Origin of the sequence: Streptomyces sp. NPDC051364, assembly GCF_040682115.1 — a bacterium.
Lineage (GTDB): Bacteria > Actinomycetota > Actinomycetes > Streptomycetales > Streptomycetaceae > Streptomyces.
The window spans coordinates 203,352-228,884 of sequence record NZ_JBFBAH010000011.1; the positions used below are offsets into that span (position 1 = coordinate 203,352).

The following is a 25,533-nucleotide window of genomic DNA, read 5'->3' on the forward strand; positions in this document are numbered from 1 at the left end:
TGAACCCGATGTGCACTCGGAGCTGACCCACGAGTATCGTCCTCACCTGCACTACCGCCGTGTGGTGCGAAAACCGCTTTTCGATGCCGGAGGGCTCACGTTGTTCCGTACATCGCTCATCAAAGCCACTGTCGGACCGGTCATGCGCATGATGTTCCGCACCCGTGTGGAGGGCATCGAGAACATTCCGGGCACCGGGCCGGTGATCCTGGCGGGCAACCACCTCACCTTCATCGACTCCATGATCCTTCCGCTGGTGTGCGACCGCACGGTCCACTTCATCGGCAAGGACGAGTACGTGACGGGCAAGGGCATCAAGGGCCGCGCCATGGCCTGGTTCTTCACCGGCGCCGGCATGATCCCGGTCGACCGTGACGGCGCGAACGGCGGAGTTGCCGCTCTGATGACCGGCCGCCGGATCCTCGAGGAGGGCAAGATCTTCGGGATCTACCCCGAGGGCACCCGCTCCCCCGACGGCCGCCTCTACCGCGGCCGCACCGGCATCGCCCGCCTGACCCTGATGACCGGCGCCCCCGTGATCCCCTTCGCGATGATCGGCACCGACAAGCTCCAGCCGGGCGGCGCGGGCATGCCGCGCCCGGGCCGGGTCACCGTCCGCTTCGGCAAGCCGATGGAGTTCTCCCGCTACGAGGGCATGGACCGCGACCGCTACGTGCTGCGCGCCGTCACCGACTCGGTGATGGCGGAGGTCATGCGGCTCTCGGGCCAGGAGTACGTGGACATGTACGCCACCAAAGCCAAGGCGGCCTGACCGCGCCCGCTACTGCCGCTGAAGTGACCGGCTGACGCCCGCCGCGGTCGTCGTGGCGAGGACCCAGCCGGTCACGATCAGCACGTACGACAGCCACTGGTACCAGCCGCTCGGCGCGTACGCGGACTCCTGGCCGAAGCCGATGATCGGCAGCATCAGGTCGATGGTGTAGAACACGGCGTTGAAGTCGGGCGCCTCCCCCGCCTTCAACGGCCGGGGCGCGTGCAGGCTGTATGCAATCGAGCCCACGAGCAGCAGCGCCAGCAGCCAGCCCGCGGCGCGCAGCGGCCGGAAGCCGTAGCCGACGGTGGCGTCCTGGAGCAGCCCCCAGAGCCTGGCGTGCCGGGGCAGGGTGCGCCGGTGCTCGCGCAGCTTGGCGAGCTGCACGGTCCGGGCGCCCGCCTCGTCCCCGGCCGTACGGTAGGCGGCGGCGAGCTGCTCGTACGCGTACGGGAGGTACCCGGACTCCTCGCGCTCGAGCGCGGGCAGCCGCTGCTCGGGCGGCAGGTGCGGGGCGAGGGTGCGGTAGGTCAGGCCGTCGATGCCGATCTGCCCGGGCCAGGAGCCGGGCTCGATGTGGAGCATGTCGAAGGTGGCCCGACGCAGGTTTACCTCGCCCTGGATCGGCAGGCACCGGCGCAGCCACATCTCGCCCATGGCGCAGCTGGAGGCGCGCAGGGCGGTTCCGCCCGGGTTGGCGAGGTCTGCACGGCTGAGGATGGCCTGGCCTGGGATGCGGGAGCCGGTGAGGTTGACCATGCCCCGGGCCTGCAGCCGGTTCGCCCGCAGGTCGGTGCCGACGCTCAGCGTCTCGGCGTGCAGGGCTATGCCGCCCGGGGCGAGCAGCCGGGCGCCGTCGAGCTGGATCTGGCCGCCGACGGTGGCGCCGTTCATCCGGGTCTGGCCGTGGACAATGAGGTCCATGGCGATGACGTCGGTGCCGATGGAGGCGTGGTTGATCTGGAGCGAGGGCTCCTCGGCCTCCTGCTGCGCGTCCGGGTTGCCGATGACGGCCCGCTGGAGGAAGAGGCCGCCGGCTATCCGGGCCCCTTGGAGTCTCACCGGCCCGGTGATGCGGCAGCAGGACAGCCGCAGGACGATGTCGACGCCGAGGGTGGCGGCGGTCAGGCCGGGCAGCGCCGAGTCGGACAGCACGAGGGCGCGCAACCGGGCCCCGTAGAGCAGGGGTTTGCGCTCGAACCAGCAGGCGCGGAGCCGGATCCCATGCTCGATGACCGCGTACTTGAGGTCCAGCTTGCCGGTGATCCGGGCGCCTCGGACGTTGAGCCCGGGGACCTGCCCGTTGGCCGTGACACCGCTGAGCAGCAGGGCGCTGAGCACCTCGGCGCGCACGGTCCGCTCGGGCCCCCACTGCGCGCCGTCGAAACCGTTCTCGCCGGGGTCGTCCCGGAAATCGACGCCCTCGCCGCGCGGGAAGGCGTCCCATACGCGGCGTTCCGCCGGGGTCAGCTCGTTGATCTCCATCGCGGGGATGGTGTCCTGCGCGTCAACGGACTGTCAACTCTGTGCAGGACACCACCCCTTGGGGGCGCAGCGCTCGAGGCCGTCAGTGTGCGACGCCGTCCTGGAGCTTCTGCCCCTTGAGCAGGAACCAGGCCGCCACCGCGGTGGCCAGCAGCACGGCCGCGCCCACGCCGGAGGCGAACCGCAGGCCGTCCACGAAGGCCTCCTGGGCTGCGGCGACCATGGTCTGCGCGGTCGCTGGGTCCACGGCCTTGGCGGCCTCGACGGCGCCGCCCAGCGATTCGTGCGCGGCGTCGGCGACCGGTCCGGAGACCGACGCCGGGGCGGTGAAGCCCTGGTAGACGCCCGTGACGATGGAGCCGAGCAGGGCGATGCCGAGGGCCGCGCCGAGTTCGTACGCGGTCTCGGAGACGGCCGAGGCCGAACCTGCCTGCTCCTTGGGGACGCTGGAGAGGATCACGTCGGCGGTGACGGTGAAGGAGAAGCCTGCGCCGAGGCCGACGACCAGCAGGGCCGCGCCGAGCAGCGGGTAGCCGCTCTCCTTGTGGACCAGGGTGAGCGCGCCGAGCGCGAGTCCGATGGCCGCGAGGCCGCCGGTGACGATCGACCGCACCGAGTACCGGCGGGCGTACCGGCCGGCGACCAGGCCGGTGACCACCGCGCCGATGGCGGCGGGCAGTTCGGCCAGGCCCGCCTCCAGGGGGTCGCGGCCCTGGACGAGCTGGAGGAACTGGGAGAGGAAGAAGACGAGGCCGGAGAGTCCGAAGACGGTCAGCAGGTCGGCCAGGACCGCGCCGGAGAAGCCGCGGTGCCTGAAGAGCCGCATGTCGAGGAGCGGCGACGGCAGGCTGAACTGACGGCGGACGAAGGCGTACAGGCACGCGGCGCCGATGACGGCGGCGGCCCCGACGCCCCAGGTGACGCCGTGGGTGGCGACTTCCTTGACGGCGTAGACGACACCGATGACGCCGACGAGCGAGAGGGCGACGCTGACCAGGTCCCAGGGGCCGGCGACCGGGTTCTTGGACTCGGGCAGCAGCTTGATGCCGACGAGGACCAGGGCGATCATCACGGGCAGGTTGATGAGGAAGACCGAGCCCCACCAGAAGTGCTGGAGCAGGGCTCCGCCGACGACGGGCCCGATGGCCGCACCGGCCGAGGCGGTGGCGCCCCAGATGCCGATGGCGAGGCTGCGCTCCTTGGGGTCGTGGAAGATGTTCCGGATCAGCGCGAGGGTGGACGGCATCAGCGTCGCGCCGGCCACGCCGAGCAGGGCCCGGGTCACGATCATCATCTCGGGGCTGGTGGCGTAGGCGTTGAGGACGGAGACGGCGCCGAAGGCGGTCGCGCCGACCAGGAGCAGCTTCTTGCGGCCTATGCGGTCGCCGAGGGAGCCCATGGAGACGAGCAGGCCGGCGATCACGAACGAGTAGATGTCGCCGATCCACAGCAGCTGGGTGCCGGACGGCTTGAGGTCCTCGCTGAGCGAGGGCGTGGCGAGACCGAGTACGGTGGCGTCCACCGCGACCAGCAGAACGGCCAGGACGAGCACGCAGAGCGCCAGCCAGCGGCCCCAGCTCTCCCGGCCCGTGATCGCCTCCGTTCCCTTCTCCTGGGTCAGCTGTTCCATGCGGCTCATTTCTCCACACTCCGTCGGGCGCCACCGAGCAGCAGCTCGGTGATCATGTACTGGAAGTCCTTCGCGGCGACCCGGCCGTCCATGACGGCCCAGGCGCAGGTGCCGATGAGGCCGTAGAGGGCCTCGGTGAGCCAGGCGGGGCTCAGGTCGATCCGGATGTCTCCCTCTTCCTGGCCGCGCCGGAAGAGCGCGCTGACGCGGGCGTCGAGCCGGGCCCATCCCTCGTTGACCTGGTCACCCTCGAAGAGCTGGTTCTCGGTGACGAGGAAGGCCAGCAGCTGGGCATCGCGCTCGGCCTCGGCGACGAGCCGGCGCAGTGCCTCGACCGCCGTGCCCTCGTCCAGGCGGGCATTGTCGAAGGCTGTCTCGAACTGGCGGATGCCGAGTTCCTCGAGGGCCCGTACGAGGGCGTCGCGCCCGGCGAAGTGCCGGTGGAGGGTCGCGCGCCCGATGCCTGCGGCGCGGGCGACCTCGTCCATCGTGGCGGTCGATTTGCGGGAGAGCAGGGCTGCGGCGTCGCGGAGCACCTGGTCACGGTCCATGGCCATGAGACAAGCATACCCCGAATGAGACGTTCATGTCTCACTCAATAAATGGGGTGCCCCGGGGCACCCGGAACGGAAGGCTGCCGGGATGGCGCCCAAGGCTTTGCTGCTGATCGACGTGGACGGCCCGCTGAACCCCTACGGGGCCCAGGCCCAGCGCCGCCCCGAGGGGTACTCCACCCACCGGATGCGCCCGACCGGCTGGACCGAGGCGGAGAGCCGGCGGCCCCTGCGGGTCTGGCTGAACCACACCCACGGTGCGCAGCTGCTCGCGCTGGCGCGCTCGTACGAGCTGGTCTGGGCCACCACCTGGAAGGACGAGGCGAACGACTGGATAGGCCCGCACCTGGGTCTGCCGCGGCTCCCGTTCATCGACTGGCCGCAGATGCACGGGCGGGCCCCGCGCGGCACCTTCTGGAAGACGCAGTACATCCTGGAGTACGCGGGCGCACGGGAGTTCGCGTGGATCGACGACGACATCACGGCGATGGACCGGGAGTACGTGGACCAGCGCCACCCGGCTCGGGCGCTGTTGCTGCGCATCGACGAGCGGATCGGGCTGGTCCGGGGGGACTTCGAGCGGCTCGCCGGCTGGGTGGCATGACGGGACGGCGCCGGACCGCGGTTTTGATCACGCTCACCGGCCCGGCACTAGCATGCGCATGCCACCCCCCGTGATCTTGCCGTCCAACGAAAGCGACCCATGCGCATCAAGCGGATCCTCGCCACGACCGCCGCCCTCACCTGTCTCGCCGTCCTCCCCGCCTGCAAGGGAGGCGGTCAGGCGGCCCCATCGGGCGCGCCCGCCTCGTCCGCGGCCCCGGCCGGCGCCGCCGCCGCGGGCTCGCTCGCCGAGGCCCAGCAGTACATGCGCGAGTTCACCGGGTGCGAGGACCTGGGCTCGAAGCCCGACGACCCGAGGCTGCCGAGCGGCGACTTCCCCAAGGTCGGGCAGTGGTCGGTCACCGAGGTCGGCGTCTGCCGCGACGGACGCCGGCAGGGCAACATCGCCATCGCCGTCCCCAAGGACATGAAGGCGTTCCAGGCGGGCTACAAGCAGTACGTCATGGACAAGATGTCCGGGGGTGACGGGGCCTACGGGCTCTTCAGCAATGTTCTGGTCGGCAAGGGCTTCGTCGCCTTCCCCACCAACTCGAAGAGCGCCATGGCCCTGCTCCAGGGGAACATGCGCGTCCTGGTCTGCAACCCGGGCGGCCGGGTGCCCGAGGGATACAAGCGGGAGAAGCCACTGGTGGAGGGCTGCGGCCTCACCGACTTCTTCGCCACCGAGGACGGCTCCGGCAGCCCGAACTTCGAGACCCCGCAGGACCCGGCGGGCGGCGGCGAGAAACTCGGCCAGCCGAAGACCGGCAGCCTGGGGCTCCCCCGCGCGGGCAGCATCGCCGAGCTGCGCAAGCTCGTCGGCAACAGCATGGACTGCGAGAAGCACTTCTCCACGGACCCCGACGCGGTGGCCATCGAGTCCATCGACTACCAGCCCGCGGTGAAGGGGAACGCGCTGGACTGGGGGATCACGGGCCGCGCGCTGTGCGGTCAGCCCGCGGGGGCGCAGCGCGCCGTCAACCTGAGCTGGCTCGACACCGTCGGGGACATGAAGAAGCTCCAGACCAAGGCAAAGGCCGCCCAGCAGGCCGACCTGAAGGACGACGGCAAGCTGAGGGCGACCGCGAGCATGCTGCTCGTCGGGGAGAACATCGCGGTCGAGACCAACAAGCCGTCGTCCCGGTTCGACCTGTACCAGCGGCAGTTCCTCTACCTGAACTGCGTCCCCGGCTTCTCCGCCCCGTCCGGGTACCGGCTGGAGAAGTCCCAGGTCGAGGGCTGCGTCCTGACCAACTACGAGCCGGAGCACCCGGTGGGCTAGTGCCTGACGCGGCACCAGCCCGTACGGACATGCCCGCGGGGGCGGTGGGAGCCTGTGCTCCCGCCGCCCCCGCGGGCGTGTCGGCTGCTAGTGCCGTGTCAGGCGACGTTCGCCCCGTCGCGACGCCCGGCACGCCCTCTCGCCGCACCGGCCGAAAGCTCAAGTACGTCCAGTACGAGCGCTTGCGTCCGGCACGCCGAGAGCACGCACCGGACGCCGCTCCTTGACCGGCAAACGTCGCCTGACGCGGCACTAGTGCTTGTGGGTCGCCCAGGCGTGCTGGATGACCAGGTCGGCCTTCAGCTCCGCGAGCTGCTTGGCGACCGCCGAGGGGGCGGTGCCGCCCCGGCCGTTGCGCGAGGCGAGGGCGCCGGGCACGTTGAGGACCGTACGGACCTCCGGCGTCAGGTGCTCCGAGATCTTCGCGAACTGCTCGTCCGTGAGCTCGTCCAGCTCGATCCCGAGCCCCTCGCACTCCTTCACGCACTCGCCGGCCACCTCGTGCGCCACCCGGAACGGCACGCCCTGCTTGACCAGCCACTCCGCGATGTCCGTGGCGAGCGAGAACCCGGCCGGAGCGAGCTCCTCCATCCGCTCCCGGTTGACCGTGAGGGTGGCCATCATCCCGGTGAAGGCCGGGAGCAGGACCTCGAGGGTGTCGCAGGAGTCGAAGACCGGCTCCTTGTCCTCCTGGAGGTCGCGGTTGTACGCGAGCGGGAGGGCCTTGAGGGTGGCCAGCAGGCCCGTCAGGTTGCCGATGAGCCGGCCCGACTTGCCACGCGCCAGCTCCGCGATGTCCGGGTTCTTCTTCTGCGGCATGATCGACGACCCGGTCGAGAAGGCGTCGTGCAAGGTCACGAAGGAGAACTCCTTCGTGTTCCAGATGATGATCTCCTCCGCGATCCGGGACAGGTTGATCCCGATCATCGCGGTGATGAAGGCGAACTCTGCGACGAAGTCGCGGGAGGCCGTGCCGTCGATCGAGTTGCCGACCGAGCCGCGCTCGAAGCCCAGGTCGGCGGCGACCTGCTCCGGGTCCAGCCCCAGCGAGGAGCCGGCCAGCGCGCCCGAGCCGTACGGGGAGACCGCGGTCCGGGTGTCCCACTGCCGCAGCCGCTCCGCGTCCCGGGACAGCGACTGCACGTGGGCCAGTACGTGGTGCGCGAAGAGCACCGGCTGCGCGTGCTGGAGGTGGGTCCGGCCGGGCATGGCCACGTCGTGGTGCGTCTCGGCGAGGCCGACCAGTGCGTCCTGGAGGTCCGCGATCAGGCTGCCGACGATCCGGGCGTGGTCGCGCAGGTACATCCGGAAGAGGGTGGCCACCTGGTCGTTGCGGGACCGGCCGGCGCGCAGCTTGCCGCCGAGGTCGGCGCCGAGCCGCTCCAGCAGGCCCCGCTCCAGGGCGGTGTGCACGTCCTCGTCGGCGATGGTGCCGGTGAAGGAGCCGTCGGCGACGTCGGCTTCGAGCTGGTCGAGGCCGGTGATCATGCGGTCGAGTTCGTCCGCCGTGAGCAGGCCCGCTTTGGCGAGGGCCCGGGCGTGGGCGCGGGATCCGGCGATGTCGTACGGCGCGAGGCGCCAGTCGAAGTGGACCGACGCGGACAGCTTGGCGAGGGCCTCGGCCGGGCCGTCGGCGAACCGGCCGCCCCAGAGCCGGACGTCACCACCGTTGTTGCTGCTCACAGCTACTGCTCCTCAAGACTGCATGTGCATGGGCTTCGGATGTGAAACTGCCTCCCCGCCGCGGAGGAAACGGGGAGGCAGCCGGGTACTGCTCGTACTGCTGGTCCGTCAGGCGAGGTCGCGGCGTGCCGCGATCTTCGACGAGAGGCCGAAGATCTCGATGAACCCCTGCGCGTTGGACTGGTCGAAGGTGTCGCCCGAGTCGTAGGTCGCGAGGTTGAAGTCGTACAGCGACTCGTCCGACTTACGGCCGGTGACGACGGCTCGGCCACCGTGCAGGGTCATCCGGATGTCACCGGTGACGGATGACGTCCAGGTCCTCGCCGCCCTGGCAGACGTCCACGGCGACGGCGATGACCTCGGCGCCCGTCTCCTCGGCGATCCAGCCGATGGCGACGGAGGTGTCCAGACCGCCTGAGTAGGCGAGTACGACGCGCTCGGTCACAGGTTTCTCCTTACACGGTGCATCCTCGTAGGCATAACTATGCAGTACTCCGTATGTTTCGTCAATCGACTGCGTCGTCGCGCCGCTGACCAGCCCGGATATCAGGCGCCGGACCCGTGTTCGGCCACCTACCATCAGCGGGCATACCGACGTGTTCACCGGCAGGCTCCTCTGGCACCGGCCGGACGCCTGGATCGCCTTCGACGAGGAGGTGCGGCGGCTGGCCTCCCGCCCGTACGAGCCCCTGCGCAACAACCGGCTGGAGGCCCGGCTCTGCGACCCCGACGGGCGGATCCGCGCGTCCGCGCTCGCCTCGTGGCGGAACCCGCCGCTCCTGCTCGTCCTGATCCGGTGCGCCGACCGGGTCCCGGCGGTACGGGAGCGCGCCCGGCGGGTGCTCGGCAGGATCGTGGCCAGAGACCCCGAGCGCATGCTGATCGCCCTCACCCCGCTCGCCCTGCGACTGGGCCGGCGCGAGCACGGCGCCTGGGCGGTGGAACAGCTGGAGGCCGCGCTGAGCGGCAGGTACTCCCTCCTCACCGCGTGGTGGCACCCCGGGCGGCCCTCGACGACGTGGAGCTGGAGCTCCCTGACCGGGGAGCAGCGCGCCGGCATCCTGGACCACCTGCGCAGGACGCCGGCCCTGCCGGCCCGGCGGTTCGCCGTCCGCCTCACCCTCGCCGACGGGCGGCTCGGCGTACGGGAGCTCGCCCGGCAGGCCGCCGCGGAGCACGACCCGTGGACGTGCCGGATGTTCACCGACGCCGCCCTGGCGGCGATGACCGCCGACGGGCCGGACGACGAGGCGGTCGACTCCCTGCTCGGCGGACGCATCCCGATGGTCCGGGCCGCCAGGGTCACCGCCCTGCGCCGGGCCGGCCGGGCGGCGGAGGCCTCCCGGCACCTCACCGACCCGTCCGGTCTCGTACGGGCCTGCGCCCGCCGGCTGCTGCGCCAGGACGGCGGCGACCCGTACGCGCACTACCTCGGGCTCCTCGTGGACCCGGAGCACGTGAGCCGTTATGCCGTGACCGGCTTCTCCGAGTGCGCCCCGCGCGCCGACGCCCCGCTGCTGAGCGAGCTGCTGGACCATCCCGCCGGGGCGGTACGGGCCGCCGCCCTGACCGGGCTGCGCCGGCTGGACGCCACCCCCGACGACGCGGCCCTGCTCCCGCTGCTGGACGACCCGTCGGCGTCGGTGGCCCGCGAGGCCGCGCTCTGCCTGCGTCCCGTGGCCGGGCGGCTGGACCCCGGGGGGCTGGCCGCCCGTACCGCCCCCGACCGGCCCGTGCACACCCGGCGCGCCGCGTTCCGCCTGCTGCGCGCCCGGGGCGGAATCGCCGCGCTGCGTGCCGCGGTGGCCCTGTCCGGGGACCCCGACCCGGGCCTGCGCCGGGTCGCGGCGGCCACGGTGACCACGTGGGGCTGGCTCCACACCCTGCAGGAGGGACAGGCGGAGCGGGCGGAGCTCGGCGCGCTGCTGGCGAGGGCGGCGCACCTGCTCCCCGTCCACCGGCTGCGGTGGTGGCGCGCCCGCCTGGGTCTGCAGGAGAACGACTGCGCGGAACTGGACGCGCTGCTCACGCGGTCGTCGTACGACGAGGACCGGCGGCTGTGGCGCTCGCGCCGAGGCCTGTGGGCCTGAGATTCCCCGGCCCGAACCAGCCGTTCCGGCCGATAATCGGATCATGGGAAAGCTTCACGAACGTATCGACGGCCGGCTGCGCAAGTTCATCGAGGAGCAGCCGGTCTTCTTCACGGCCACCGCCCCGCTCGCGGGTGACGGCCATGTCAACCTGTCCCCCAAGGGCCGCGCGGGAACGCTCGTCGTCATCGACGAGCAGACCCTCGCCTACCTGGACTTCGGCGGCAGCGGCGCCGAGACCATCGCCCACGTCCGCGAGAACGGCCGGATCACGCTGATGTGGTGCGCGTTCAGCGGGCCGCCCAACATCGTGCGCATCCACGGCGAGGGCGAGGCCGTCTTCCGCGACGACCCCCGCTGGGGTGAGCTGATCGGCCTGTTCGGCGATGCCGACGGGCCGTCCGCCCGGGCGGTCATCCTGGTCCACGCCCGCCGGATCGCCGATGTGTGCGGGTACGCCGTCCCCTTCATGGAGTACCAGGGCGAGCGCACCCTCCACGCGGAGTACTTCGGCCGCAAGACGGACGAGGAGTTCGGAGAGTACTGCGAGAAGAAGGTCGGAGTGAGCCTCGACGGCCTGCCTGCACTGCCTCTGCCCCTTCCGCCCCGTACCGTCTGACATGTGCTGCGTACCGCTCTTGTCATCGGCTCACTGATCGTCACCAGCCTGCTGTCGCAAGGCCCCTACGGGCCTGCGCCGCTGCCGGCCCGTCTCGCCGACACGGGCGGCGGCAGCCAGCTGATCACCGCCGTCGCGCCCGCGCCCGGATCCACCACGGGGAGCCTGACCTGGTGGGACCGGCGGGCGGGGCACTGGTTCGAGGCCGGCAGCGCGCCCGCCCGATTCGGGGCCAACGGACTCACCGAGGGCGCGACCCGTACGCAGGGCACCAACACCACCCCGACGGGCCTGTACGAGCTGCCGTACGCCTTCGGGATCAGGCGGGCGCCGGCCGGCACGGACTACGGCTACCGGCGGGTGACCGCGGACTCCTGGTGGTGCCAGGACAACGCATCGGCCGCGTACAACCGCTGGGTGGAGCCGCTGCCCGCGGACTGCGCGCCGGCCGAGGCCGAGCACCTGGTCACCTACGAGAAGCAGTACGGGCACGCGCTGCTGATCGCCTTCAACTACGACCGGCCCGTGCGCGGCCGCGGCGCCGGGATCTTCTTGCACGTCAACGGCAAGGGCGCGACGGCCGGTTGCGTGTCGGTGGCCGAGCGGGACATGCGGTCGATCCTGCGCTGGGCGGACCCGGACCGACGCCCGCACATCGCGATCGGCACGCAGGAGGGGCCGCTGGCCGTCACGCGCTACTAGTGGCGCGTCAGGCATACGCGGGAGATCGGGCAGCCGGGCCTCCCTTTCCTTCCCGTACGCGGTGTACGGACGCCGATAGGGCGAGGACGAGTCGAAGCACGCCCCCGAGGCTACGTAGGCGGCGCCGGGTCCGGCACCGGATTTCCGGCGCCCCGGGCGTCCCCGCTCAGCTCTCCTTCTGGGCCAGCCTCAGCAGGTGGTCCGCGAGGGCCTGGCCGCCGGACGGGTCGCGGCTGATCAGCATCAGCGTGTCGTCACCGGCGATCGTGCCCAGGATCTCGCGGAGTTCGGCCTGGTCGATCGCGGAGGCGAGGAACTGGGCAGCCCCTGGCGGGGTGCGCAGGACGACGAGGTTCGCGGAGGCCTCCGCCGAGATCAGCAGTTCCCCGGAGAGGCGCCGCATGCGCTCCTCCTTCGCCGACTCGCCGAGCGGGGCCTGCGGGGTGCGGAAACCGCCCTCGCTGGGCACCGCGTAGATCAGCTCGCCGCCGGTGTTGCGGATCTTCACCGCGCCCAGCTCGTCGAGGTCCCGGGAGAGCGTCGCCTGGGTGACGCTCAGCCCGTCGTCGGCGAGCAGTTTGGCCAGCTGGCTCTGGGAGCGGACTGGCTGCCGGTTGAGGATGTCCACGATCCGGCGGTGGCGGGCGGTGCGGGTCTGCGGGACGGACGGGCCGTTCTGCTCGTGTTCCTGCGCCTGGCTCATCGTCGTCTCATTCCCCGGTGTGTCCGTCCCCGTTGGCTGCGTCGAGGATGCCGGGCAGGGCCCGGACGAACGCGTCCGCCTCGGCCTCGGAGAGTACGTACGGCGGCATGAGCCGTACGACGTCGGGGGCGGGCGCGTTGACCAGGAAGCCGGCATCTTGGGCCGCCTGCTGCACCTGCGGTGCGAGCGGTCCGGTCAGCACGATACCCAGGAGAAGGCCCTCACCACGGACATGGGAGACCAGCGGGTGCCCGGCAGCCTCGATTCCGGAGCGCAGCCGCTCCCCCCGCGCCTTGACCCGGTCGAGCAGGCCGTCGGCGGCGATGGTGTCGATGACGGCGAGGCCGGCGGCGCACGCGACGGGGTTCCCGCCGAAGGTGGTGCCGTGCTGGCCGGGCTGGAGCAGGTCCGCGGCGGACCCGAAGGCGGCGACGGCGCCGATCGGCAGACCGCCGCCGAGCCCCTTCGCGAGCGTGACGAGATCGGGCTCCACGCCCTCGTGTGCCTGGTGCTCGAACCAGTGGCCGCAGCGCCCGATGCCGGTCTGCACCTCGTCGAGGACGAGCAGGGTGCCGGTGGCCCGGGTGATCTCCCGGGCGGCCGTCAGGTATCCGGCTGGGGGCACGACGACCCCGTTCTCGCCCTGGATCGGCTCGATGACCACGAGCGCGGTCTCTTCGGTGACGGCAGCTCGCAGGGCCTCCACGTCCCCGTACGGGACATGCGTGACATCGCCGGGCAGCGGCAGGAACGGGTCCTGCTTCTTGGGCTGGCCGGTGAGCGCGAGGGCGCCCATGGTCCGGCCGTGGAAGCCGCCGTCGGTGGCGACCATGTGGGTCCGCCCGGTCAGCCGGCCGATCTTGAAGGCTGCCTCGACTGCCTCGGCTCCGGAGTTGCAGAAGAAAATCCGGCCGGGGCGCCCGAAGAGCTGGAGCAGCCGCTCGCCGAGCGCGAGGACCGGCTCGGAGGCGTAGAGGTTGGAGACGTGGCCGAGGGTGGAGATCTGCCGGGTCACGGCTTCGACGATCGCCGGGTGGGCGTGGCCGAGGGCGTTGACCGCGATTCCGCCGACGAAGTCGGTGTACTGCCTGCCGTCCGCGTCCCAGACCTGGGCGCCTTCGCCGCGGACGAGGGCCAGCGCGGGGGTGCCGTAGTTGTTGGTCAGCGTCTCCTGCCAGCGGGCGCCGTACCGCTGATTGCCGGTCCCCCGGGCGTCGGTCCCCTGGCCGCCGGTCTCCTGATGGCCCGTCATGTGCGCACCCCTCCCTGTGCGTCGGGCACGACCATCGTGCCGATTCCCTCGTCGGTGAAGATCTCCAGCAGGATCGAGTGCGGGACCCGCCCGTCGATCACCCGGGCCGTGCTGACGCCGCCGCGGACGGCGTGCAGGCAGCCCTCCATCTTGGGCACCATGCCGCTGGACAGCTCGGGCAGCAGCTTCTCCAGCTCGCTGACGGTGAGCCGGCTGATCACCTCGTCGCTGTTGGGCCAGTCCGCGTAGAGGCCCTCGACGTCGGTGAGCACCATCAGCGTCTCGGCGCCCAGCGCGGCGGCGAGCGCCGCGGCCGCCGTATCGGCGTTCACGTTGTACACGTGGTGGTCGTCGGCGCTGCGCGCAATGGAGGAGATGACCGGGATCCGGCCGTCCGCCAGCAGCGCCTCGATCGCGCCCGTGTCGATGGCGGTGATCTCGCCGACCCGGCCGATGTCAACGAGCTCGCCGTCGATCTCCGGGGTGTGCCGGGTCGCGGTGATGGTGTGGGCGTCCTCGCCGGTCATGCCGACGGCGAGCGGCCCGTGCTCGTTGAGCAGCCCGACCAGCTCGCGCTGGACCTGCCCCGCCAGGACCATCCGTACGACGTCCATGGCCTCGGGGGTCGTCACGCGCAGGCCGGCCTTGAACTCGCTGACCAGGCCCTGCTTGTCGAGCTGGGCGTTGATCTGGGGACCGCCGCCGTGCACCACGACCGGCTTGAGGCCGGCCTGGCGCAGGAAGACCACGTCCTGGGCGAAGGCGGCCTTGAGGTCCTCGTCGATCATGGCGTTGCCGCCGAACTTGATGACGACGACCTTGCCGTTGTGGCGGGTGAGCCAGGGCAGGGCCTCGATGAGGATCTGCGCCTTGGGCAGCGCGGTGTGCTTGCGCGCGGTTCCGGTGCCGGGCTGGCCGGCCTTCTCGTCGCTCATGAGCTGTACGCGCTGTTCTCGTGGACGTACTCGGCGGTCAGGTCGTTGGCCCAGATCACGGCGGACTCGGAGCCGGTCGCCAGGTCCGCGGTGATGCGGACCTCGCGGTCCTTCATGGAGACCAGGTCGCGGTCCTCGCCGACCGAGCCGTTCTTGCAGACCCAGACGCCGTTGATGGCCACGTTCAGCCGGTCCGGGTCGAAGGCGGCCCGGGTGGTGCCGATGGCGGAGAGCACCCGGCCCCAGTTGGGGTCCTCGCCGTGGATGGCGCACTTGAGCAGGTTGTTGCGGGCGATGGACCGGCCGACCTCGACCGCGTCGCCCTCGGTGAGCGCGCCGACGACCTCGATGCGGATGTCCTTGCTGGCGCCCTCGGCGTCGCCGATCAGCTGGCGGGCGAGGTCGTCGCAGACGGTCCGTACGGCCTCCGCGAAGGCCTCGTACGCCGGCACCCGGCCGGAGGCCCCGGAGGCGAGCAGCAGCACCGTGTCGTTGGTGGACATGCAGCCGTCGGAGTCGACCCGGTCGAAGGTGGTGCGGGTGGCGGAGCGCAGCGCCTTGTCGAGGGTGCCGCTGTCCAGGTCGGCGTCGGTGGTGAGGACGACGAGCATGGTGGCCAGACCCGGGGCGAGCATGCCCGCACCCTTGGCCATGCCGCCGACGCTCCAGCCGTCCTGGGTGGTGACGGTGGCCGTCTTGTGCACGGTGTCGGTGGTCTTGATGGCGATGGCGGCGGCCTCGCCGCCGTCCTCGGAGAGCGCCGCGACGGCGGTGTCGATGCCGGGGAGCAGCTTGTCCATGGGGAGCAGGACGCCGATCAGGCCGGTGGATGCGACGGCGACCTCGCCGGCGTTGTGCTCGCCGCCCAGCGCCTCGGCCGCCTTCTCGGCGGTGGCATGGGTGTCCTGGAAGCCCTTGGCGCCGGTGCAGGCGTTGGCGCCGCCGGAGTTGAGGACGACCGCGCTGACGGAGGCGCCGCGCAGGACCTGCTCGGACCAGAGCACGGGCGCGGCCTTGACGCGGTTGGAGGTGAAGACGCCCGCTGCGGCCAGCCGGGGCCCGTGGTTGACCACGAGGGCCAGGTCCGGGTTGCCGTTCTCCTTGATCCCGGCCGCGATGCCCGCGGCCGTGAACCCCTGTGCTGCCGTGACGCTCACGGTGCGACTCCGATCGTGGAAAGCCCGAGCTCCTCGTGGAGGCCGAGGGCGATGTTCATGCTCTGCACCGCGCCGCCGGCGGTGCCCTTCGTGAGGTTGTCGATGGCGCTGATCGCGATGATCCGCTGTGCGGACTCGTCGTACGCGACCTGGATCTGAACGGCGTTGGAACCGTGGACGGACGAGGTCGCCGGCCACTGCCCCGCGGGCAGCAGGTGGACGAAGGGCTCGTCCGCGTACGCCTTCTCGTACGCGGCGCGCACCGCGTCGGCGGTGGTGCCCGGGAGGGCCTTGGCGGAGCAGGTGGCCAGGATGCCGCGCGGCATCGGCACGAGGGTCGGAGTGAAGGAGACGGAGACCTTCTGCCCGGCGATCGGGCTGAGGTTCTGCACCATCTCGGGGGTGTGCCGGTGCCCGCCGCCCACCCCGTACGGGCTCACGGAGCCCATGACCTCGGAGCCGAGCAGGTGCGGCTTGAGCGCCTTGCCGGCGCCCGAGGTGCCGGTGGCGGCGACGATCACGGCCTCCGGCTCGGCCAGCTGCGCGGCGTAGGCCGGGAACAGGGCGAGGGAGACGGCGGTCGGGAAGCACCCGGGAACCGCGATGCGCTTGGCCCCCTCCAGCGCGGCGCGGCCACCGGGCAGCTCGGGGAGCCCGTAGGGCCAGGTGCCGGCGTGCGGGGCGCCGTAGAACGCGTCCCAGTCGGCGGAGTCCTTGAGCCGGTGGTCGGCGCCCATGTCGACGACGAGGACGTCCTCGCCGAGCTGGGCGGCGACGGCGGCGGACTGCCCGTGGGGCAGCGCCAGGAAGACGACGTCGTGGCCGGCGAGGACCTCGGGCGTGGTCGCCTCGAGGGTCCGGCCCGCGAGCGGCACGAGGTGCGGCTGGAGGGTGCCGAAGAGCTGCCCGGCGTTGGAGTTGCCGGTCAGCGCGCCGATCTCCACCTCGGGGTGGGAGAGCAGCAGGCGCAGGACCTCTCCGCCCGCGTACCCGCTCGCTCCGGCCACCGCTACACGTACCACCATCGGACCCTCCTCCTTGATGGCATGACTATACGTACCGCCGCACTTTTATGCAAAGCGCCGGGATCTGAAGAATGGAGCAGGCTCGGTGGTGCCCCGGGCCGCAGGAGCCGAGGGTGGGTGAGGACCCACCGATACCGGCGTCCGCCGGCCCCGGCCCGCCGAGAGGGAGAACTGCACCGTGAACGCTTCGTCCGGGGATGCCGAGGCCGTCGTCGCGGAGGCCAACGATGCCGCGCTGCGGCACCTCGCGTTCGGCGACACCCGCGATCCCGAGAACGAGCGCCGCGGATTCATGGGAACGGCCGAACAGGGCGAGATCCGGGACGCGGACGGCCGTGTGGTGTGGGATCTGGACGCCTACGGCTTCCTGGACGGGGACTGTCCGCCCACGGCCCATCCGAGCCTGTGGCGCCAGAGCAGGCCGGCCAGGGGGCACGGGCTGTTCGAGGTGGTCCCGGGGTCTACCAGGTGCGCGGGTTCGACCTCTCGAACATGACCCTCGTGGAGGGCGAGCGCGGTGTCCTGGTCATCCGGCCCGGCTCGCCGAGCTGACCGACCACCTCACCGAACCCGACCCGGACTTCGCGATCGTCACGCCCTGACCGGACGGACCAGGGCTACGCCGGCCGGTCCAGCGCGTGGCGGACCCACACGTTCGGCTCCACGTACACCGCGTAGCCCTGTTCGAGCTCGCAGCGGACCGGGGCCAGGGCTCCGGGCACCCGGACCGGGCCCGTCGCGTCGAAGGGCAGCCCGGTCCACTCCCGCCACTGCGCGAGCGATCCGGTGATCGTCATCGACAGCGGGGCCACCGAGTCGATCACCGCGCCCGCGCGGGCGTGGACCCGCAGCCACGGGTCGTAAGGGAGACCGTCCTCGCGCGTGCGGTACGCGTACTCCTGGATCGGGGTGTCCGGCTCGGCCGGCTTGCCGCTGGGCCGGACGGGGGCCACCACCTCGGCGAACCCGCGGGCGTGGGCGTTGTCCCGCATCGCGGCCAGCATCCGCGCGGACAGGCCCTCGCCCTGCCGGTCGGTGGCGACGGTGATCTCGATGGCGCTCACCGTGTCGGGGGCGATCCCGCGCCGCAGGTCGGAGAAGGCCCACATCAGGACCTGGTCCCAGCCCCGCGCGGGCAGCACCCCGTCCCGGCCCGGCGCGTGCAGCGCGAACGGCACGCTGTACCCGCGGGCGACGACCGCATCACCGTCGGTGGCGACCAGGACGTAGTCCGACAGCTCCTGCGTCGTCCGCGGATAGAGGAGCCAGGCGACGGAGTCGTGCTGGGCGAACTCCGGCCAGGGATCCTTCATGTCCCAGAGCCGTTCTGCCAGTTCGGGGCGCTGCGCGAGGGTGGTGATCTGTATACCGGTCATGGCCGCAGGCTAAGCGGTCTCGGGGAAGTGGGCCGGTGCGGCTCCAGCTTTTTTGCCGGACACTCCCTACGCCGGCGCCTGGAGCGAGAGGTGCCAGTGGCCCGAGCGGCCCGTCAGGGTGATCGTCGAGAGCGGGCGGACGTCCACGTTCCAGTACGTCAGCGGGGCCGCCTTCAGTGCGTACACCAGGGCCGCCCGGACCACCGAGGGCTCCGCCACGGCCACGATCGCGCCCCCGTCGTCGGCGGGCCGGGTGTCCAGCCAGCCGCCGATGCGGGAGATGAACGCGAGCAGGGATTCGCCGCCGTGCGGGGCGGCGAGGGGGTCGGTGAGCCAGAGGTCCACCGCTCCGGGCTCGCGCTCCGCCACCTCGGCCAGGGTCAGTCCGCGCCAGCGGCCCATGTCGCAGTCGCGCAGCGCCGGCTGCGCGAGCGGCGCGTACCCGAGGGCCTGCCCGGTGGCCCGGCTGCGCGGGCTGGGCGAGCAGTAGCGGAGTTCGGCGGCGCCCAGGGGCACGAGCCCGCGCGCTGCGGATTCGACCGCGTGCCAGCCCGCCCCGTCCAGCGGGCGGTCGTCGTCGAAGCGCTCGGCGAGCAGCGAGGAACCACGGGCTGCGGCGACGAGCGAGACCCGAACATTCATGCCGCGATGGTGAGCTGCATGCCGCACGGGGTCAAGCGCCTGGACCGACGGCGTCGCCGGCCCCGCTGCGCAGCCGGCGTACGGCCTCGTTCAGCTCCCCCGCGCCGGACACCCCGGCGAAGCTGAGCCGTACGTACGGCCCCGGCGGCTCGGCACAGAAGTACGGGCGGCCCGCGGCGACCGCGACCCCGGCGCGCAGGGCCGCCGCCGCGAAGGCCGTGTCGTCGCCGCCCTCGGCCATCCTCGCCCACAACTGGTATCCGCCCGAGGGCAGATGGGGCAGGGTCAGCCCGGGCAGCTCCCGGCGCAGCGCGCCCGCGAGCACGTCCCGCCGGTGGCGCAGTTCGGCGGCGACGGCCCGCAGGTGGCGGGGCCAGGCGGGCGCCCCGACCAGCTCCAGGGCGGCCTCCTGCAGTGGCCGGGACACGAAGAAGCTGTCCACGATCTGGATGGCCCGCAGCCGGTCCAGCACCGGGCCGCGGGCGGCGAGCGCGCCCACCCGCAGGCTGGGTGAGGTGGCCTTGGTCAGGGACCGGACGTGTACGACCACCCCGTCGTGGTCCTCGGCGGCCAGCGTCGGGGGCAGCGGACCGGCGTCGTCGTGGCCCAGGGCCCGGGCGTAGTCGTCCTCCACGACGAAGGCCCCGGCGGCCCGCGCGATCCGCAGCACCTCGGCTCGCCGCGCGGGAGCCAGCACCGCACCGGTCGGGTTCTGGAACAGCGGCTGGCATACGAACACCCGCGCCCCGGTCGCTTCGAAGGCGGCGGCCAGCAGCTCCGGCCGGACCCCCTCGGCATCCACCGGGACGGGCACCGGCCTGCATCCGGAGGCGCGGGCGATGGCCAGCAGCCCGGGGTAGGTCGGAGACTCCACCAGGACCGGCGCCCCGGGCGGGGCCAGCGCCCGCAGGGCGGTGGTCAGCGCACTCTGCCCGGCCGCGGTGACCAGTACGTCGGCAGCCGCGACGGCTCCGCCGATCTCCCGGGCGAACCAGTCGCGCAGCTCGGGCAGCCCCTCCATGGGCGGCCGTTCCCAGGCCCCGGGGCGCCGCCCGGCGCGGGCGAGCGCGGCGGCCATGGCCCGCTCGGGCTGGATGGAGGGGTGCAGGTAGCCGCTGTTGAGCCCGATCACCCCGGACGGCGGCGCGGCCAGACAGGCCAGCACCCCCGAGGCGTCCACCGAGCGCGGCACGATCTCGCCGTCGCCCTCCGCGCTGAGGGCGACCTCCTGCCAGGAGGTGTCCCCGGGCGCGGGCTCCGCCGTCCGGGGCCGGGCCCGGAACACCCCGGCGCCGGGCCGGGTGACGACCAGCCCCTCGGCGGCCAGCTGCGCGAGGGCGCGGGAGACGGTGACGGGGCTGACCCGGAAGCGCTCCACCAGTGCTCGGCTCGACGGGAGCTTTCCACCCACCGAGTAGCGGTTGAGCTCCGACCGCAGGGATTCTGCCAGTTCGGCCACGCTGCTACGCTCGTACATGACAGCAAAGAATAGCGCTACTCTCCCGACATCGATAGCGGTTGAGCGCTCGCCCCGCCGGTTCGGCCGGGGCGGGCTGAGTCGCAACGGCGGCCGCGGCACCGGCCGGGGCGCTCCCGCCGGCCGGGCCACCGGAGGCACCGCACTCGCCGCACTCGGCGTCATCGCCTTCTCGCTGACCTTCCCCGCCACCGCCTGGGGCCTGGAGAGCTTCGGCCCCTGGTCCTTCGTCGCCGCGCGCAGCGTGCTCGCGGCCCTGATCGCGGGCACCTTCCTGCTGGCCGGCCGCGTGCCGCTGCCCGCCCGCGAGCACCGGGCGGGCCTCGCCGTCGTCGCCGCCGGGGTCGTCGTCGGCTTCCCACTGCTCACCACCCTGGCGCTGACCACCTCCACCACCTCGCACGCCGCCGTCGTGGTCGGCCTGCTCCCGCTCACCACGGCCGCCCTGTCCGCGCTGCGCACCGGCGCCCGCCCCTCACGCCGGTTCTGGGCAGCGGCCGTCGCCGGCGCCGCCGTCGTGCTCGGCTTCACCCTGGCCCAGAGCGGCGGCGCCCTCTCGGCCGGCGACGGCTACCTCTTCGGGTCCCTGCTGGTCTGTGCGGCCGGGTACACCGAGGGCGGGCGCCTCGCCCGCGTCATGCCCGGCTGGCAGGTCATCGGGTGGGCGCTGGTGCTGTGTCTGCCGCTCGGCCTGGCCGGTTCCGCGCTGGGGCTCGCGTACGAGCCGGTGCACCTGACCGGCCACGGGCTGGCCGGTCTGCTGTGGGCGGCCGCCGGCTCCACCTTCCTCGGCCTGTACGTCTGGTACCGCGGCATGGCGGAGATCGGCGCCCCGCGGGCCAGCCAGCTCCAGCTCGCCCAGCCGCTGCTGACCCTGGTCTGGTCGGTGGCGCTGCTGGGCGAGCACCTTTCCCCCGCCGCCCCGGCCGCCGCCTGCGCGGTTCTGGTCTGCATCGCCGTGACCCAACGGGCTTAAACCGCACAATCCGCCGTAAACTGCTGTCACCGGATCCAGACCGCCTCCGAGGAGGTCAGCAATGCGCGCGACCGAGGGCGACCAGTTGGTGCAGCACGGCAGGATCGTCGGGCAGCACGACAAGGTCGGTGAAATCACTCAGGTACTCGGCGAGAACGGCACCCCGCCCTACCGGGTCCGTTTCCAGGACGGTCATGAGGCAGTCATGTCCCCGGGGCCCGACTGCGTCGTGAAGCACCCGACGGAGCCCACGCACTGATTCGACGCGGCCGACGCGGCCGACGCAGTCTCAGCGCGGCGGCACGGCCGTCGGGTAATGGTCGGCAACGACCCTGGCCATCGCTCCATTGGGGTCCGCGACCACCTGCTTCGCCGAGAAGTAGACGTGGCCGCGGACCTCGGGGTATCCACGGGCGAACGTCAGATGCTTCGACAGCTCCGCCGGATCGCGCCACGCGGCGGTGGAGCTGTTGCGGTCGCAGCGGTACAGCGCCTCACCCACGTACAAGGCCACGTCGGTTCCGGCGACGGTGTCCGCCCACCAGGGCACGATCTTCGCGTAGTCGGCGGCCGGGTGGCCGATCTGCCAGTACGCCTGCGGCACGATGTAGTCGATCCAGCCCTCCCGGACCCACTTGCGGGTGTCCGCGTACAGGTCGTCGTACGTTTCGACGCCGGCCTGTGTGGGCGAACCCAGGGGGTCCCGGCCACTGTTGCGCCAGACCGCGAAGGGGCTGATGCCGAAGCGCGCCGCCGGGCGGACCGACCGCAGTCGCTCCGACATCTCGCGGACCAGCGTGTCGATGTTGTTGCGGCGCCAGTCCGCGCGGGAGGCGAAGGCGCCGCCGTGGCGCGCGTACGCGTCGTCGTCGTCGAAGGACTGCCCCTCGGCGGGGTACGGATAGAAGTAGTCGTCCCAGTGCACCCCGTCCACCGCGTAACGGGAGACGGCGTCGAGCATGGCCTCCTGCACGAACGCGCGCACCTCGGGCAGACCGGGGTTGTAGTACAGCTTCCCGTTGTACGGAACCGTCCAGCCGGGGTTGCGCCGGGCCGGATGATCCGCGGCCAGGCGCTCCGGGTCGGTGTGGTTGGCCACCCGGTACGGGTTGAACCAGGCGTGCAGCTCCAGCCCCCGGGCATGGGCTTCGGCGACCGCGGTACCCAGCGGGTCCCAGCCGGGGTCCTCGCCCTGCTCCCCGGTCAGCCACTGCGACCAGGGCTCCCGGGCGGCGGGCCACATGGCGTCGGCGGTCGGCCGGACCTGGAGGATCACCGCATTCAGCCGGCGGGCGACGGCGGTGTCGAGGAGGCCGGTCAGCTCGTCCCGCTGGTCGTCGGCGTCCAGCCCGCTCTCGGAGGGCCAGTCGACGTTCTCCACAGAGGCGATCCACATCGCGCGGAACTCGGCGGCCGCCTTCCTCCGCCCGCCGCGCCCCCGCGCCGCCTCGACCGCGTGCGCCGGGCCCGCCCCGCCCGTCGCACCCGCCGCGGCCAGCAGCCCGGCGGCCCCCGCCAGCAGCCCCCGCCGTCCGATGTACGCCATGTGACGACTCCGTTCCGTTGCGTGACATTGCTCTGCGTCTGACAGCATGCCCGCCCCGGCGCCCCGGCATGGTCAAGGTCGGGGGTAACGTCGTGGGGCGTGGCGGGCGCCGGAAAGCAGTTACCACTGCGAATCACGGGGGACCCGCCGACGGATGAGCAGCGAAAGGCACGAAGTGACTGACCTCCCTTCCGACATCACTCGAGTCGGCGTAGTGGGCTGTGGCCAGATGGGCGCGGGCATCGCCGAGGTGTGCGCGCGCAGCGGCCTCGAGGTGAAGGTCGCCGAGACCACCGGCGAGGCCCTGGAGATCGGGCGCACCCGGCTGCACAACTCCCTGACCAAGGCCGCCGAACGCGGCAAGATCAGCGAGGAGGAGCGGGACGCCACCCTGGCCCGCCTCACCTTCACCACCGATCTCGGCGAGTTCGCCGACCGCGACCTCGTCATCGAGGCCGTCGTCGAGAACGAGCAGGTCAAGACGGAGATCTTCCAGGTCCTCGACCAGGTGATGACCCGCCCGGACGCGATCCTCGCCTCCAACACCTCCTCGATCCCGCTGGTCAAGCTGGCCGTCGCGACCTCCCGGCCCGACCAGGTCATCGGCATCCACTTCTTCAACCCGGCCCCGGTGCAGCAGCTCGTCGAGCTGATCCCGGCGCTGACCACGAGCGAGGAGACCATCAAGCGGGCCGAGGCCCTGGTGGGGAAGGTCCTGGGCAAGCACGCGATCCGCGCCCAGGACCGGTCCGGCTTCGTCGTCAACGCGCTCCTGGTCCCCTACCTGCTGTCGGCCATCCGGATGTTCGAGTCCGGCATCGCGAGCCGCGAGGACATCGACAACGGCATGGAGCTGGGCTGCGCCCACCCGATGGGCCCGCTCAAGCTCTCCGACCTGATCGGCCTGGACACGATCGCCTCGATCGCCGACTCGATGTACGCGGAGTACAAGGAGCCGCTGTACGCCGCTCCCCCGCTGCTCCAGCGGATGGTCGACGCGGGCCGCCTCGGCCGCAAGACCGGCTCGGGCTTCTACCCGTACGGCTGACCCCCGCGCCCTGCGGCCCGCGGCCCGGCGCTAGCCGAGCCGCAGATGGTGCAGGAGCAGCAGCCCGGCCGCCATGTTGGCGGCCGGGATCTCGCCGCGCGCGATCATGTCCGGCACCAGTTTGAGCGGCACCCACTCGCGGCGCGAGGACTCGAAATCGTCCTCGGGATGCCCGATGTACGTCGCGCCGTCCGCCCAGTAGAGGTGGTGGCGGGCGTCGGTCAGCCCGTTGGCCGGCTCGACGGTCATCAGGTGGTGGAGGGGCCCCGGCCGCCAGCCCGACTCCTCCTCCATCTCCCGGGCCGCGGCGTCTGCGATGTCCTCGCCGTCCTCGACCACGCCCGCGGGCAGCTCCCAGCCCCAGCTGTCGGTGATGAACCGGTGCCGCCACAGCAGCAGCACCTCGTTGGCCTCGTTGACGGCCGTGGCGACGGCGACCGGCCGCAGCCGGATCACGAAGTGGTCCAGGTGCCGGCCGTCGGGAAGTTCCACATCGGCGAGATTCACGTCGAACCAGCGGTTCTTGTACACGGTCTGCTCACTCAGGTTCGTCCACTGCACGGTTGTGCCACCTTCCGTTCGAGTAGGTGGCAACATGGCAGCAGTTCACGCGCTCACAGGGGAACGCGCAGCGCCCCGTCGATGAGCTGCGCGGTCTCCTCCGCGCCGGAACATCCGCTGGTCAGCAGCTGTTCGCGGACCGCCCGCAGCCGGTCCCGCAGCCGCAGCGACTCCATCCCCTTGGCCCGCTCGGCCATCTCGGCGGCGGCCGCCACCGCCCGGTCCGCCTCGCCCTGGCGCAGCTGGATCTCGCACAGCATCGCCAGCCGGTGGACCCGCCCCCGGTCGTGCGCGGGCGTCCCGACGGCCGCGGTCGCCTGCTCGTGGGCGGCATCCAGATCGCCGAGGCTGAGCAGCGCCTCGGCCACCTGTACGTTGACCAGCCCGGGCTGTACGTACCCCGTCTCGTCGGGCTCCGTACCGGGCCGGATCCGCTCGGCGGCCGCCTCGGCATGCCGGATGCAGTCCAATGCGGCGGCGGTGTCGCCGAGTTGGGCGTACGCCTTGGCCTGCATGGCGTACAGGTCGGCGGTCAGGGCCGGGGTGGTGTGCCGGCCTGCGGCGCGCAGCGCGGCCTCGGCGAAGGCGACGGCCTGGCGGTACTCCCGCAGGTGCAGTGACTGGTTGACGATCAGCGCGATGACGTAGGCGCCGAGGCCCCGGTCCCCGCTCGCCTTCGCGAGCCGCAGCGCCTGGTGGAAGTACCGCTGGGCGAGCCCGTGGGCGTCGGAGTCGTACGCGCAGATCCCGGCCACCGCCACGAGGGACCCGGTGGCCCGGTGCAGCTGGCGGCCGAGGCCGTCGGGGTAGCTCCCGCGCAGCATGGGCGCGGTCTCGCTGCCGAGGAAGCGGACGATCCGGGCCCGGGTGGCCACACCGCCGGCCCGGCGGTACATCAGCTCGTAGTGCGCGCGGGCGGCCCGCAGGATCTCGATGTGCTCCGGCCCGATCCGGTTCGGCCCGTCGCGGGAGACGTCGGCGTCCTCGGGCGGGTTCTCCCACTCCCAGACCGGGATCACGGCGGGCGTTCCGGTGACGGCCTCGGCGGTGAGCAGCTGGAACCGGCCCTGCTCGTCGGAACGCCACAGGGCGGCGGCCCGGTCGACGAAGCCGCTAAGCGGGGAGCCGTGCGCGGACACGGGCTGGCCGGGCACGCCGAGCCCGACGTCGTCCAGCGACACCGGGCGCCGGAGCCGGCCGCCGAGCACCTCGCAGATCAGGTCGGGCACCTGGCCGCGCGGCCGCTGCCCCTTCAACCACCGGGTGACGGCGGTGTGTTCGTAGCGCAGGGCCAGTCCGCGGGACCGGCCTGCCTGGTTGACGTGTGCTGCGAGTCCGGCGTGGGACATGCCCGCCTCGGCGAGGAGGGCGTCGAGCAGGGCATTGGGCTGCATGGGCCCCTCCAAGGGCTCTTC

General features: G+C 72.3%; 25 protein-coding genes and 2 pseudogenes. 10 read left to right on the forward strand and 17 right to left on the reverse strand.

Features of this window, described 5'->3' with window-relative positions; all coding sequences use genetic code 11:
- Positions 1-142: 142 nt before the first annotated feature.
- The gene (locus tag AB0M76_RS24010; protein ID WP_365954808.1) at positions 143-772 is read left to right on the forward strand and encodes a lysophospholipid acyltransferase family protein; all 630 of its coding nucleotides are present in this window, start codon (positions 143-145) and stop codon (positions 770-772) included.
- A gap of 9 nt (positions 773-781) precedes the next feature.
- Here AB0M76_RS24010 and AB0M76_RS24015 read toward each other — a convergent pair whose 3' ends face one another.
- The 3 genes from AB0M76_RS24015 to AB0M76_RS24025 form a co-directional block, all read right to left on the reverse strand.
- The gene (locus AB0M76_RS24015) at positions 782-2,257 is read right to left on the reverse strand and encodes a membrane-associated oxidoreductase (RefSeq protein WP_365954809.1); all 1,476 of its coding nucleotides are present in this window, start codon (positions 2,255-2,257) and stop codon (positions 782-784) included.
- Between the two features lie 82 nt (positions 2,258-2,339).
- Complete coding sequence (locus AB0M76_RS24020) at positions 2,340-3,887, reverse strand: MFS transporter (RefSeq protein WP_365954849.1); 1,548 nt, start codon at positions 3,885-3,887, stop codon at positions 2,340-2,342.
- A gap of 5 nt (positions 3,888-3,892) precedes the next feature.
- Positions 3,893-4,444, reverse strand: coding sequence for a helix-turn-helix domain-containing protein (locus tag AB0M76_RS24025; RefSeq protein WP_365954810.1), 552 nt, complete (start codon positions 4,442-4,444; stop codon positions 3,893-3,895).
- An 85-nt stretch (positions 4,445-4,529) separates the two neighbouring features.
- Here AB0M76_RS24025 and AB0M76_RS24030 point away from each other — a divergent pair, with 85 nt between their 5' ends.
- Both AB0M76_RS24030 and AB0M76_RS24035 read left to right on the forward strand, forming a co-directional pair.
- Positions 4,530-5,045 carry an HAD domain-containing protein gene (locus AB0M76_RS24030; RefSeq protein WP_365954811.1) on the forward strand — a complete coding sequence of 172 codons (516 nt, stop codon included), beginning with the start codon at positions 4,530-4,532 and terminating at the stop codon, positions 5,043-5,045.
- Between the two features lie 99 nt (positions 5,046-5,144).
- Positions 5,145-6,326, forward strand: a complete 1,182-nt coding sequence (locus tag AB0M76_RS24035; protein WP_365954812.1) for a hypothetical protein — start codon at positions 5,145-5,147, stop codon at positions 6,324-6,326.
- A gap of 252 nt (positions 6,327-6,578) precedes the next feature.
- On the opposite strand, the gene argH is transcribed toward AB0M76_RS24035, so the two are convergent.
- From argH to AB0M76_RS24050, 3 genes and pseudogenes are all read right to left on the reverse strand, one after another.
- A complete protein-coding gene (gene argH, locus AB0M76_RS24040) occupies positions 6,579-8,009 on the reverse strand; it encodes an argininosuccinate lyase (RefSeq protein ID WP_365954814.1) in 1,431 nt (476 codons plus the stop codon).
- A gap of 108 nt (positions 8,010-8,117) precedes the next feature.
- Positions 8,118-8,312: pseudogene (locus tag AB0M76_RS24045) on the reverse strand (argininosuccinate synthase); the annotation flags it as partial.
- Positions 8,302-8,589: an argininosuccinate synthase domain-containing protein gene (locus tag AB0M76_RS24050; protein ID WP_365954851.1), complete on the reverse strand. Its 288-nt coding sequence runs from the start codon at positions 8,587-8,589 to the stop codon at positions 8,302-8,304. The pseudogene AB0M76_RS24045 and the gene AB0M76_RS24050, both read right to left, overlap by 11 nt.
- Before the next feature lie 16 nt (positions 8,590-8,605).
- Here AB0M76_RS24050 and AB0M76_RS24055 point away from each other — a divergent pair, with 16 nt between their 5' ends.
- The 3 genes from AB0M76_RS24055 to AB0M76_RS24065 are packed head-to-tail and all read left to right on the forward strand — an operon-like array spanning position 8,606 to position 11,420.
- The gene (locus AB0M76_RS24055; protein WP_365954815.1) at positions 8,606-10,099 is read left to right on the forward strand and encodes a hypothetical protein; all 1,494 of its coding nucleotides are present in this window, start codon (positions 8,606-8,608) and stop codon (positions 10,097-10,099) included.
- 43 nt (positions 10,100-10,142) lie between these two features.
- Positions 10,143-10,718, forward strand: a complete 576-nt coding sequence (locus tag AB0M76_RS24060; protein ID WP_365954816.1) for a pyridoxamine 5'-phosphate oxidase family protein — start codon at positions 10,143-10,145, stop codon at positions 10,716-10,718.
- A 24-nt stretch (positions 10,719-10,742) separates the two neighbouring features.
- Positions 10,743-11,420: a L,D-transpeptidase family protein gene (locus tag AB0M76_RS24065; protein ID WP_365954852.1), complete on the forward strand. Its 678-nt coding sequence runs from the start codon at positions 10,743-10,745 to the stop codon at positions 11,418-11,420.
- 166 nt (positions 11,421-11,586) lie between these two features.
- Here AB0M76_RS24065 and AB0M76_RS24070 read toward each other — a convergent pair whose 3' ends face one another.
- Genes AB0M76_RS24070 through argC form a run of 5 tightly spaced genes read right to left on the reverse strand, consistent with a single transcriptional unit; the run spans position 11,587 to position 16,492 of the window.
- On the reverse strand, positions 11,587-12,123 hold the full coding sequence (locus tag AB0M76_RS24070) for an arginine repressor (RefSeq protein ID WP_266668717.1): 537 nt from the start codon (positions 12,121-12,123) through the stop codon (positions 11,587-11,589).
- Between the two features lie 7 nt (positions 12,124-12,130).
- Complete coding sequence (locus AB0M76_RS24075) at positions 12,131-13,375, reverse strand: acetylornithine transaminase (RefSeq protein WP_365954817.1); 1,245 nt, start codon at positions 13,373-13,375, stop codon at positions 12,131-12,133.
- Positions 13,372-14,310, reverse strand: a complete 939-nt coding sequence (argB, locus tag AB0M76_RS24080; RefSeq protein ID WP_266630902.1) for an acetylglutamate kinase — start codon at positions 14,308-14,310, stop codon at positions 13,372-13,374. The genes AB0M76_RS24075 and argB overlap by 4 nt, the downstream gene beginning before the upstream one ends.
- Complete coding sequence (gene argJ, locus AB0M76_RS24085; RefSeq protein ID WP_365954818.1) at positions 14,307-15,467, reverse strand: bifunctional glutamate N-acetyltransferase/amino-acid acetyltransferase ArgJ; 1,161 nt, start codon at positions 15,465-15,467, stop codon at positions 14,307-14,309. The genes argB and argJ overlap by 4 nt, the downstream gene beginning before the upstream one ends.
- Complete coding sequence (gene argC / locus AB0M76_RS24090; protein WP_365954819.1) at positions 15,464-16,492, reverse strand: N-acetyl-gamma-glutamyl-phosphate reductase; 1,029 nt, start codon at positions 16,490-16,492, stop codon at positions 15,464-15,466. Before argC ends, argJ begins: the two co-directional genes overlap by 4 nt.
- A 292-nt stretch (positions 16,493-16,784) precedes the next feature.
- On the opposite strand from argC, the pseudogene AB0M76_RS24095 reads away from it, so the two are divergent.
- A pseudogene (locus tag AB0M76_RS24095) lies at positions 16,785-17,029 on the forward strand (MBL fold metallo-hydrolase); the annotation flags it as partial.
- 80 nt (positions 17,030-17,109) lie between these two features.
- Here AB0M76_RS24095 and AB0M76_RS24100 read toward each other — a convergent pair.
- The 3 genes from AB0M76_RS24100 to AB0M76_RS24110 form a co-directional block, all read right to left on the reverse strand.
- Positions 17,110-17,868, reverse strand: a complete 759-nt coding sequence (locus tag AB0M76_RS24100) for an N-acetyltransferase (RefSeq protein ID WP_365954820.1) — start codon at positions 17,866-17,868, stop codon at positions 17,110-17,112.
- Between the two features lie 66 nt (positions 17,869-17,934).
- On the reverse strand, positions 17,935-18,510 hold the full coding sequence (locus AB0M76_RS24105) for a histidine phosphatase family protein (RefSeq protein ID WP_365954821.1): 576 nt from the start codon (positions 18,508-18,510) through the stop codon (positions 17,935-17,937).
- Between the two features lie 31 nt (positions 18,511-18,541).
- Complete coding sequence (locus tag AB0M76_RS24110) at positions 18,542-19,987, reverse strand: PLP-dependent aminotransferase family protein (RefSeq protein WP_266668701.1); 1,446 nt, start codon at positions 19,985-19,987, stop codon at positions 18,542-18,544.
- Here AB0M76_RS24110 and AB0M76_RS24115 point away from each other — a divergent pair.
- Both AB0M76_RS24115 and AB0M76_RS24120 read left to right on the forward strand, forming a co-directional pair.
- A complete protein-coding gene (locus AB0M76_RS24115; RefSeq protein WP_365954823.1) occupies positions 19,986-20,963 on the forward strand; it encodes a DMT family transporter in 978 nt (325 codons plus the stop codon). The genes AB0M76_RS24110 and AB0M76_RS24115 overlap by 2 nt on opposite strands.
- A 61-nt stretch (positions 20,964-21,024) precedes the next feature.
- Positions 21,025-21,222 (forward strand): DUF1918 domain-containing protein, encoded by a 198-nt coding sequence (locus AB0M76_RS24120; protein ID WP_266630889.1) that lies wholly within the window; start codon positions 21,025-21,027, stop codon positions 21,220-21,222.
- A gap of 30 nt (positions 21,223-21,252) precedes the next feature.
- Here AB0M76_RS24120 and AB0M76_RS24125 read toward each other — a convergent pair whose 3' ends face one another.
- On the reverse strand, positions 21,253-22,509 hold the full coding sequence (locus tag AB0M76_RS24125) for a family 10 glycosylhydrolase (RefSeq protein WP_365954824.1): 1,257 nt from the start codon (positions 22,507-22,509) through the stop codon (positions 21,253-21,255).
- Positions 22,510-22,663: 154 nt separating this feature from the next.
- Between AB0M76_RS24125 and AB0M76_RS24130 the strand changes: the two genes are divergently transcribed.
- On the forward strand, positions 22,664-23,557 hold the full coding sequence (locus AB0M76_RS24130) for a 3-hydroxybutyryl-CoA dehydrogenase (protein WP_266668698.1): 894 nt from the start codon (positions 22,664-22,666) through the stop codon (positions 23,555-23,557).
- A gap of 30 nt (positions 23,558-23,587) precedes the next feature.
- Here the strand turns inward: AB0M76_RS24130 and AB0M76_RS24135 are convergent, their stop codons facing one another.
- Both AB0M76_RS24135 and AB0M76_RS24140 read right to left on the reverse strand, forming a co-directional pair.
- Positions 23,588-24,118, reverse strand: coding sequence for an NUDIX hydrolase (locus AB0M76_RS24135; RefSeq protein ID WP_266668696.1), 531 nt, complete (start codon positions 24,116-24,118; stop codon positions 23,588-23,590).
- A gap of 53 nt (positions 24,119-24,171) precedes the next feature.
- A complete protein-coding gene (locus AB0M76_RS24140) occupies positions 24,172-25,512 on the reverse strand; it encodes a transcriptional regulator (protein WP_365954825.1) in 1,341 nt (446 codons plus the stop codon).
- Positions 25,513-25,533: the final 21 nt, after the last annotated feature.

Coding starts and splice junctions, on each gene's coding strand:
- AB0M76_RS24105 (WP_365954821.1), bottom strand. CDS start 18,510: ATGAATGTTCGGGTCTCGCTCGTCGCCGCAGCCCGTGGTTCCTCGCTG.
- AB0M76_RS24140 (WP_365954825.1), bottom strand. CDS start 25,512: ATGCAGCCCAATGCCCTGCTCGACGCCCTCCTCGCCGAGGCGGGCATG.
- AB0M76_RS24025 (WP_365954810.1), bottom strand. CDS start 4,444: ATGGCCATGGACCGTGACCAGGTGCTCCGCGACGCCGCAGCCCTGCTC.
- AB0M76_RS24020 (WP_365954849.1), bottom strand. CDS start 3,887: ATGGAACAGCTGACCCAGGAGAAGGGAACGGAGGCGATCACGGGCCGG.
- AB0M76_RS24115 (WP_365954823.1), top strand. CDS start 19,986: ATGACAGCAAAGAATAGCGCTACTCTCCCGACATCGATAGCGGTTGAG.
- AB0M76_RS24120 (WP_266630889.1), top strand. CDS start 21,025: ATGCGCGCGACCGAGGGCGACCAGTTGGTGCAGCACGGCAGGATCGTC.
- AB0M76_RS24070 (WP_266668717.1), bottom strand. CDS start 12,123: ATGAGCCAGGCGCAGGAACACGAGCAGAACGGCCCGTCCGTCCCGCAG.
- AB0M76_RS24010 (WP_365954808.1), top strand. CDS start 143: ATGCGCATGATGTTCCGCACCCGTGTGGAGGGCATCGAGAACATTCCG.
- AB0M76_RS24050 (WP_365954851.1), bottom strand. CDS start 8,589: ATGGTAGGTGGCCGAACACGGGTCCGGCGCCTGATATCCGGGCTGGTC.
- argC (WP_365954819.1), bottom strand. CDS start 16,492: ATGGTGGTACGTGTAGCGGTGGCCGGAGCGAGCGGGTACGCGGGCGGA.
- AB0M76_RS24060 (WP_365954816.1), top strand. CDS start 10,143: ATGGGAAAGCTTCACGAACGTATCGACGGCCGGCTGCGCAAGTTCATC.
- AB0M76_RS24075 (WP_365954817.1), bottom strand. CDS start 13,375: ATGACGGGCCATCAGGAGACCGGCGGCCAGGGGACCGACGCCCGGGGG.
- argB (WP_266630902.1), bottom strand. CDS start 14,310: ATGAGCGACGAGAAGGCCGGCCAGCCCGGCACCGGAACCGCGCGCAAG.
- AB0M76_RS24015 (WP_365954809.1), bottom strand. CDS start 2,257: ATGGAGATCAACGAGCTGACCCCGGCGGAACGCCGCGTATGGGACGCC.
- AB0M76_RS24100 (WP_365954820.1), bottom strand. CDS start 17,868: ATGACCGGTATACAGATCACCACCCTCGCGCAGCGCCCCGAACTGGCA.
- AB0M76_RS24130 (WP_266668698.1), top strand. CDS start 22,664: ATGAGCAGCGAAAGGCACGAAGTGACTGACCTCCCTTCCGACATCACT.
- AB0M76_RS24035 (WP_365954812.1), top strand. CDS start 5,145: ATGCGCATCAAGCGGATCCTCGCCACGACCGCCGCCCTCACCTGTCTC.
- AB0M76_RS24030 (WP_365954811.1), top strand. CDS start 4,530: ATGGCGCCCAAGGCTTTGCTGCTGATCGACGTGGACGGCCCGCTGAAC.
- AB0M76_RS24110 (WP_266668701.1), bottom strand. CDS start 19,987: ATGTACGAGCGTAGCAGCGTGGCCGAACTGGCAGAATCCCTGCGGTCG.
- AB0M76_RS24125 (WP_365954824.1), bottom strand. CDS start 22,509: ATGGCGTACATCGGACGGCGGGGGCTGCTGGCGGGGGCCGCCGGGCTG.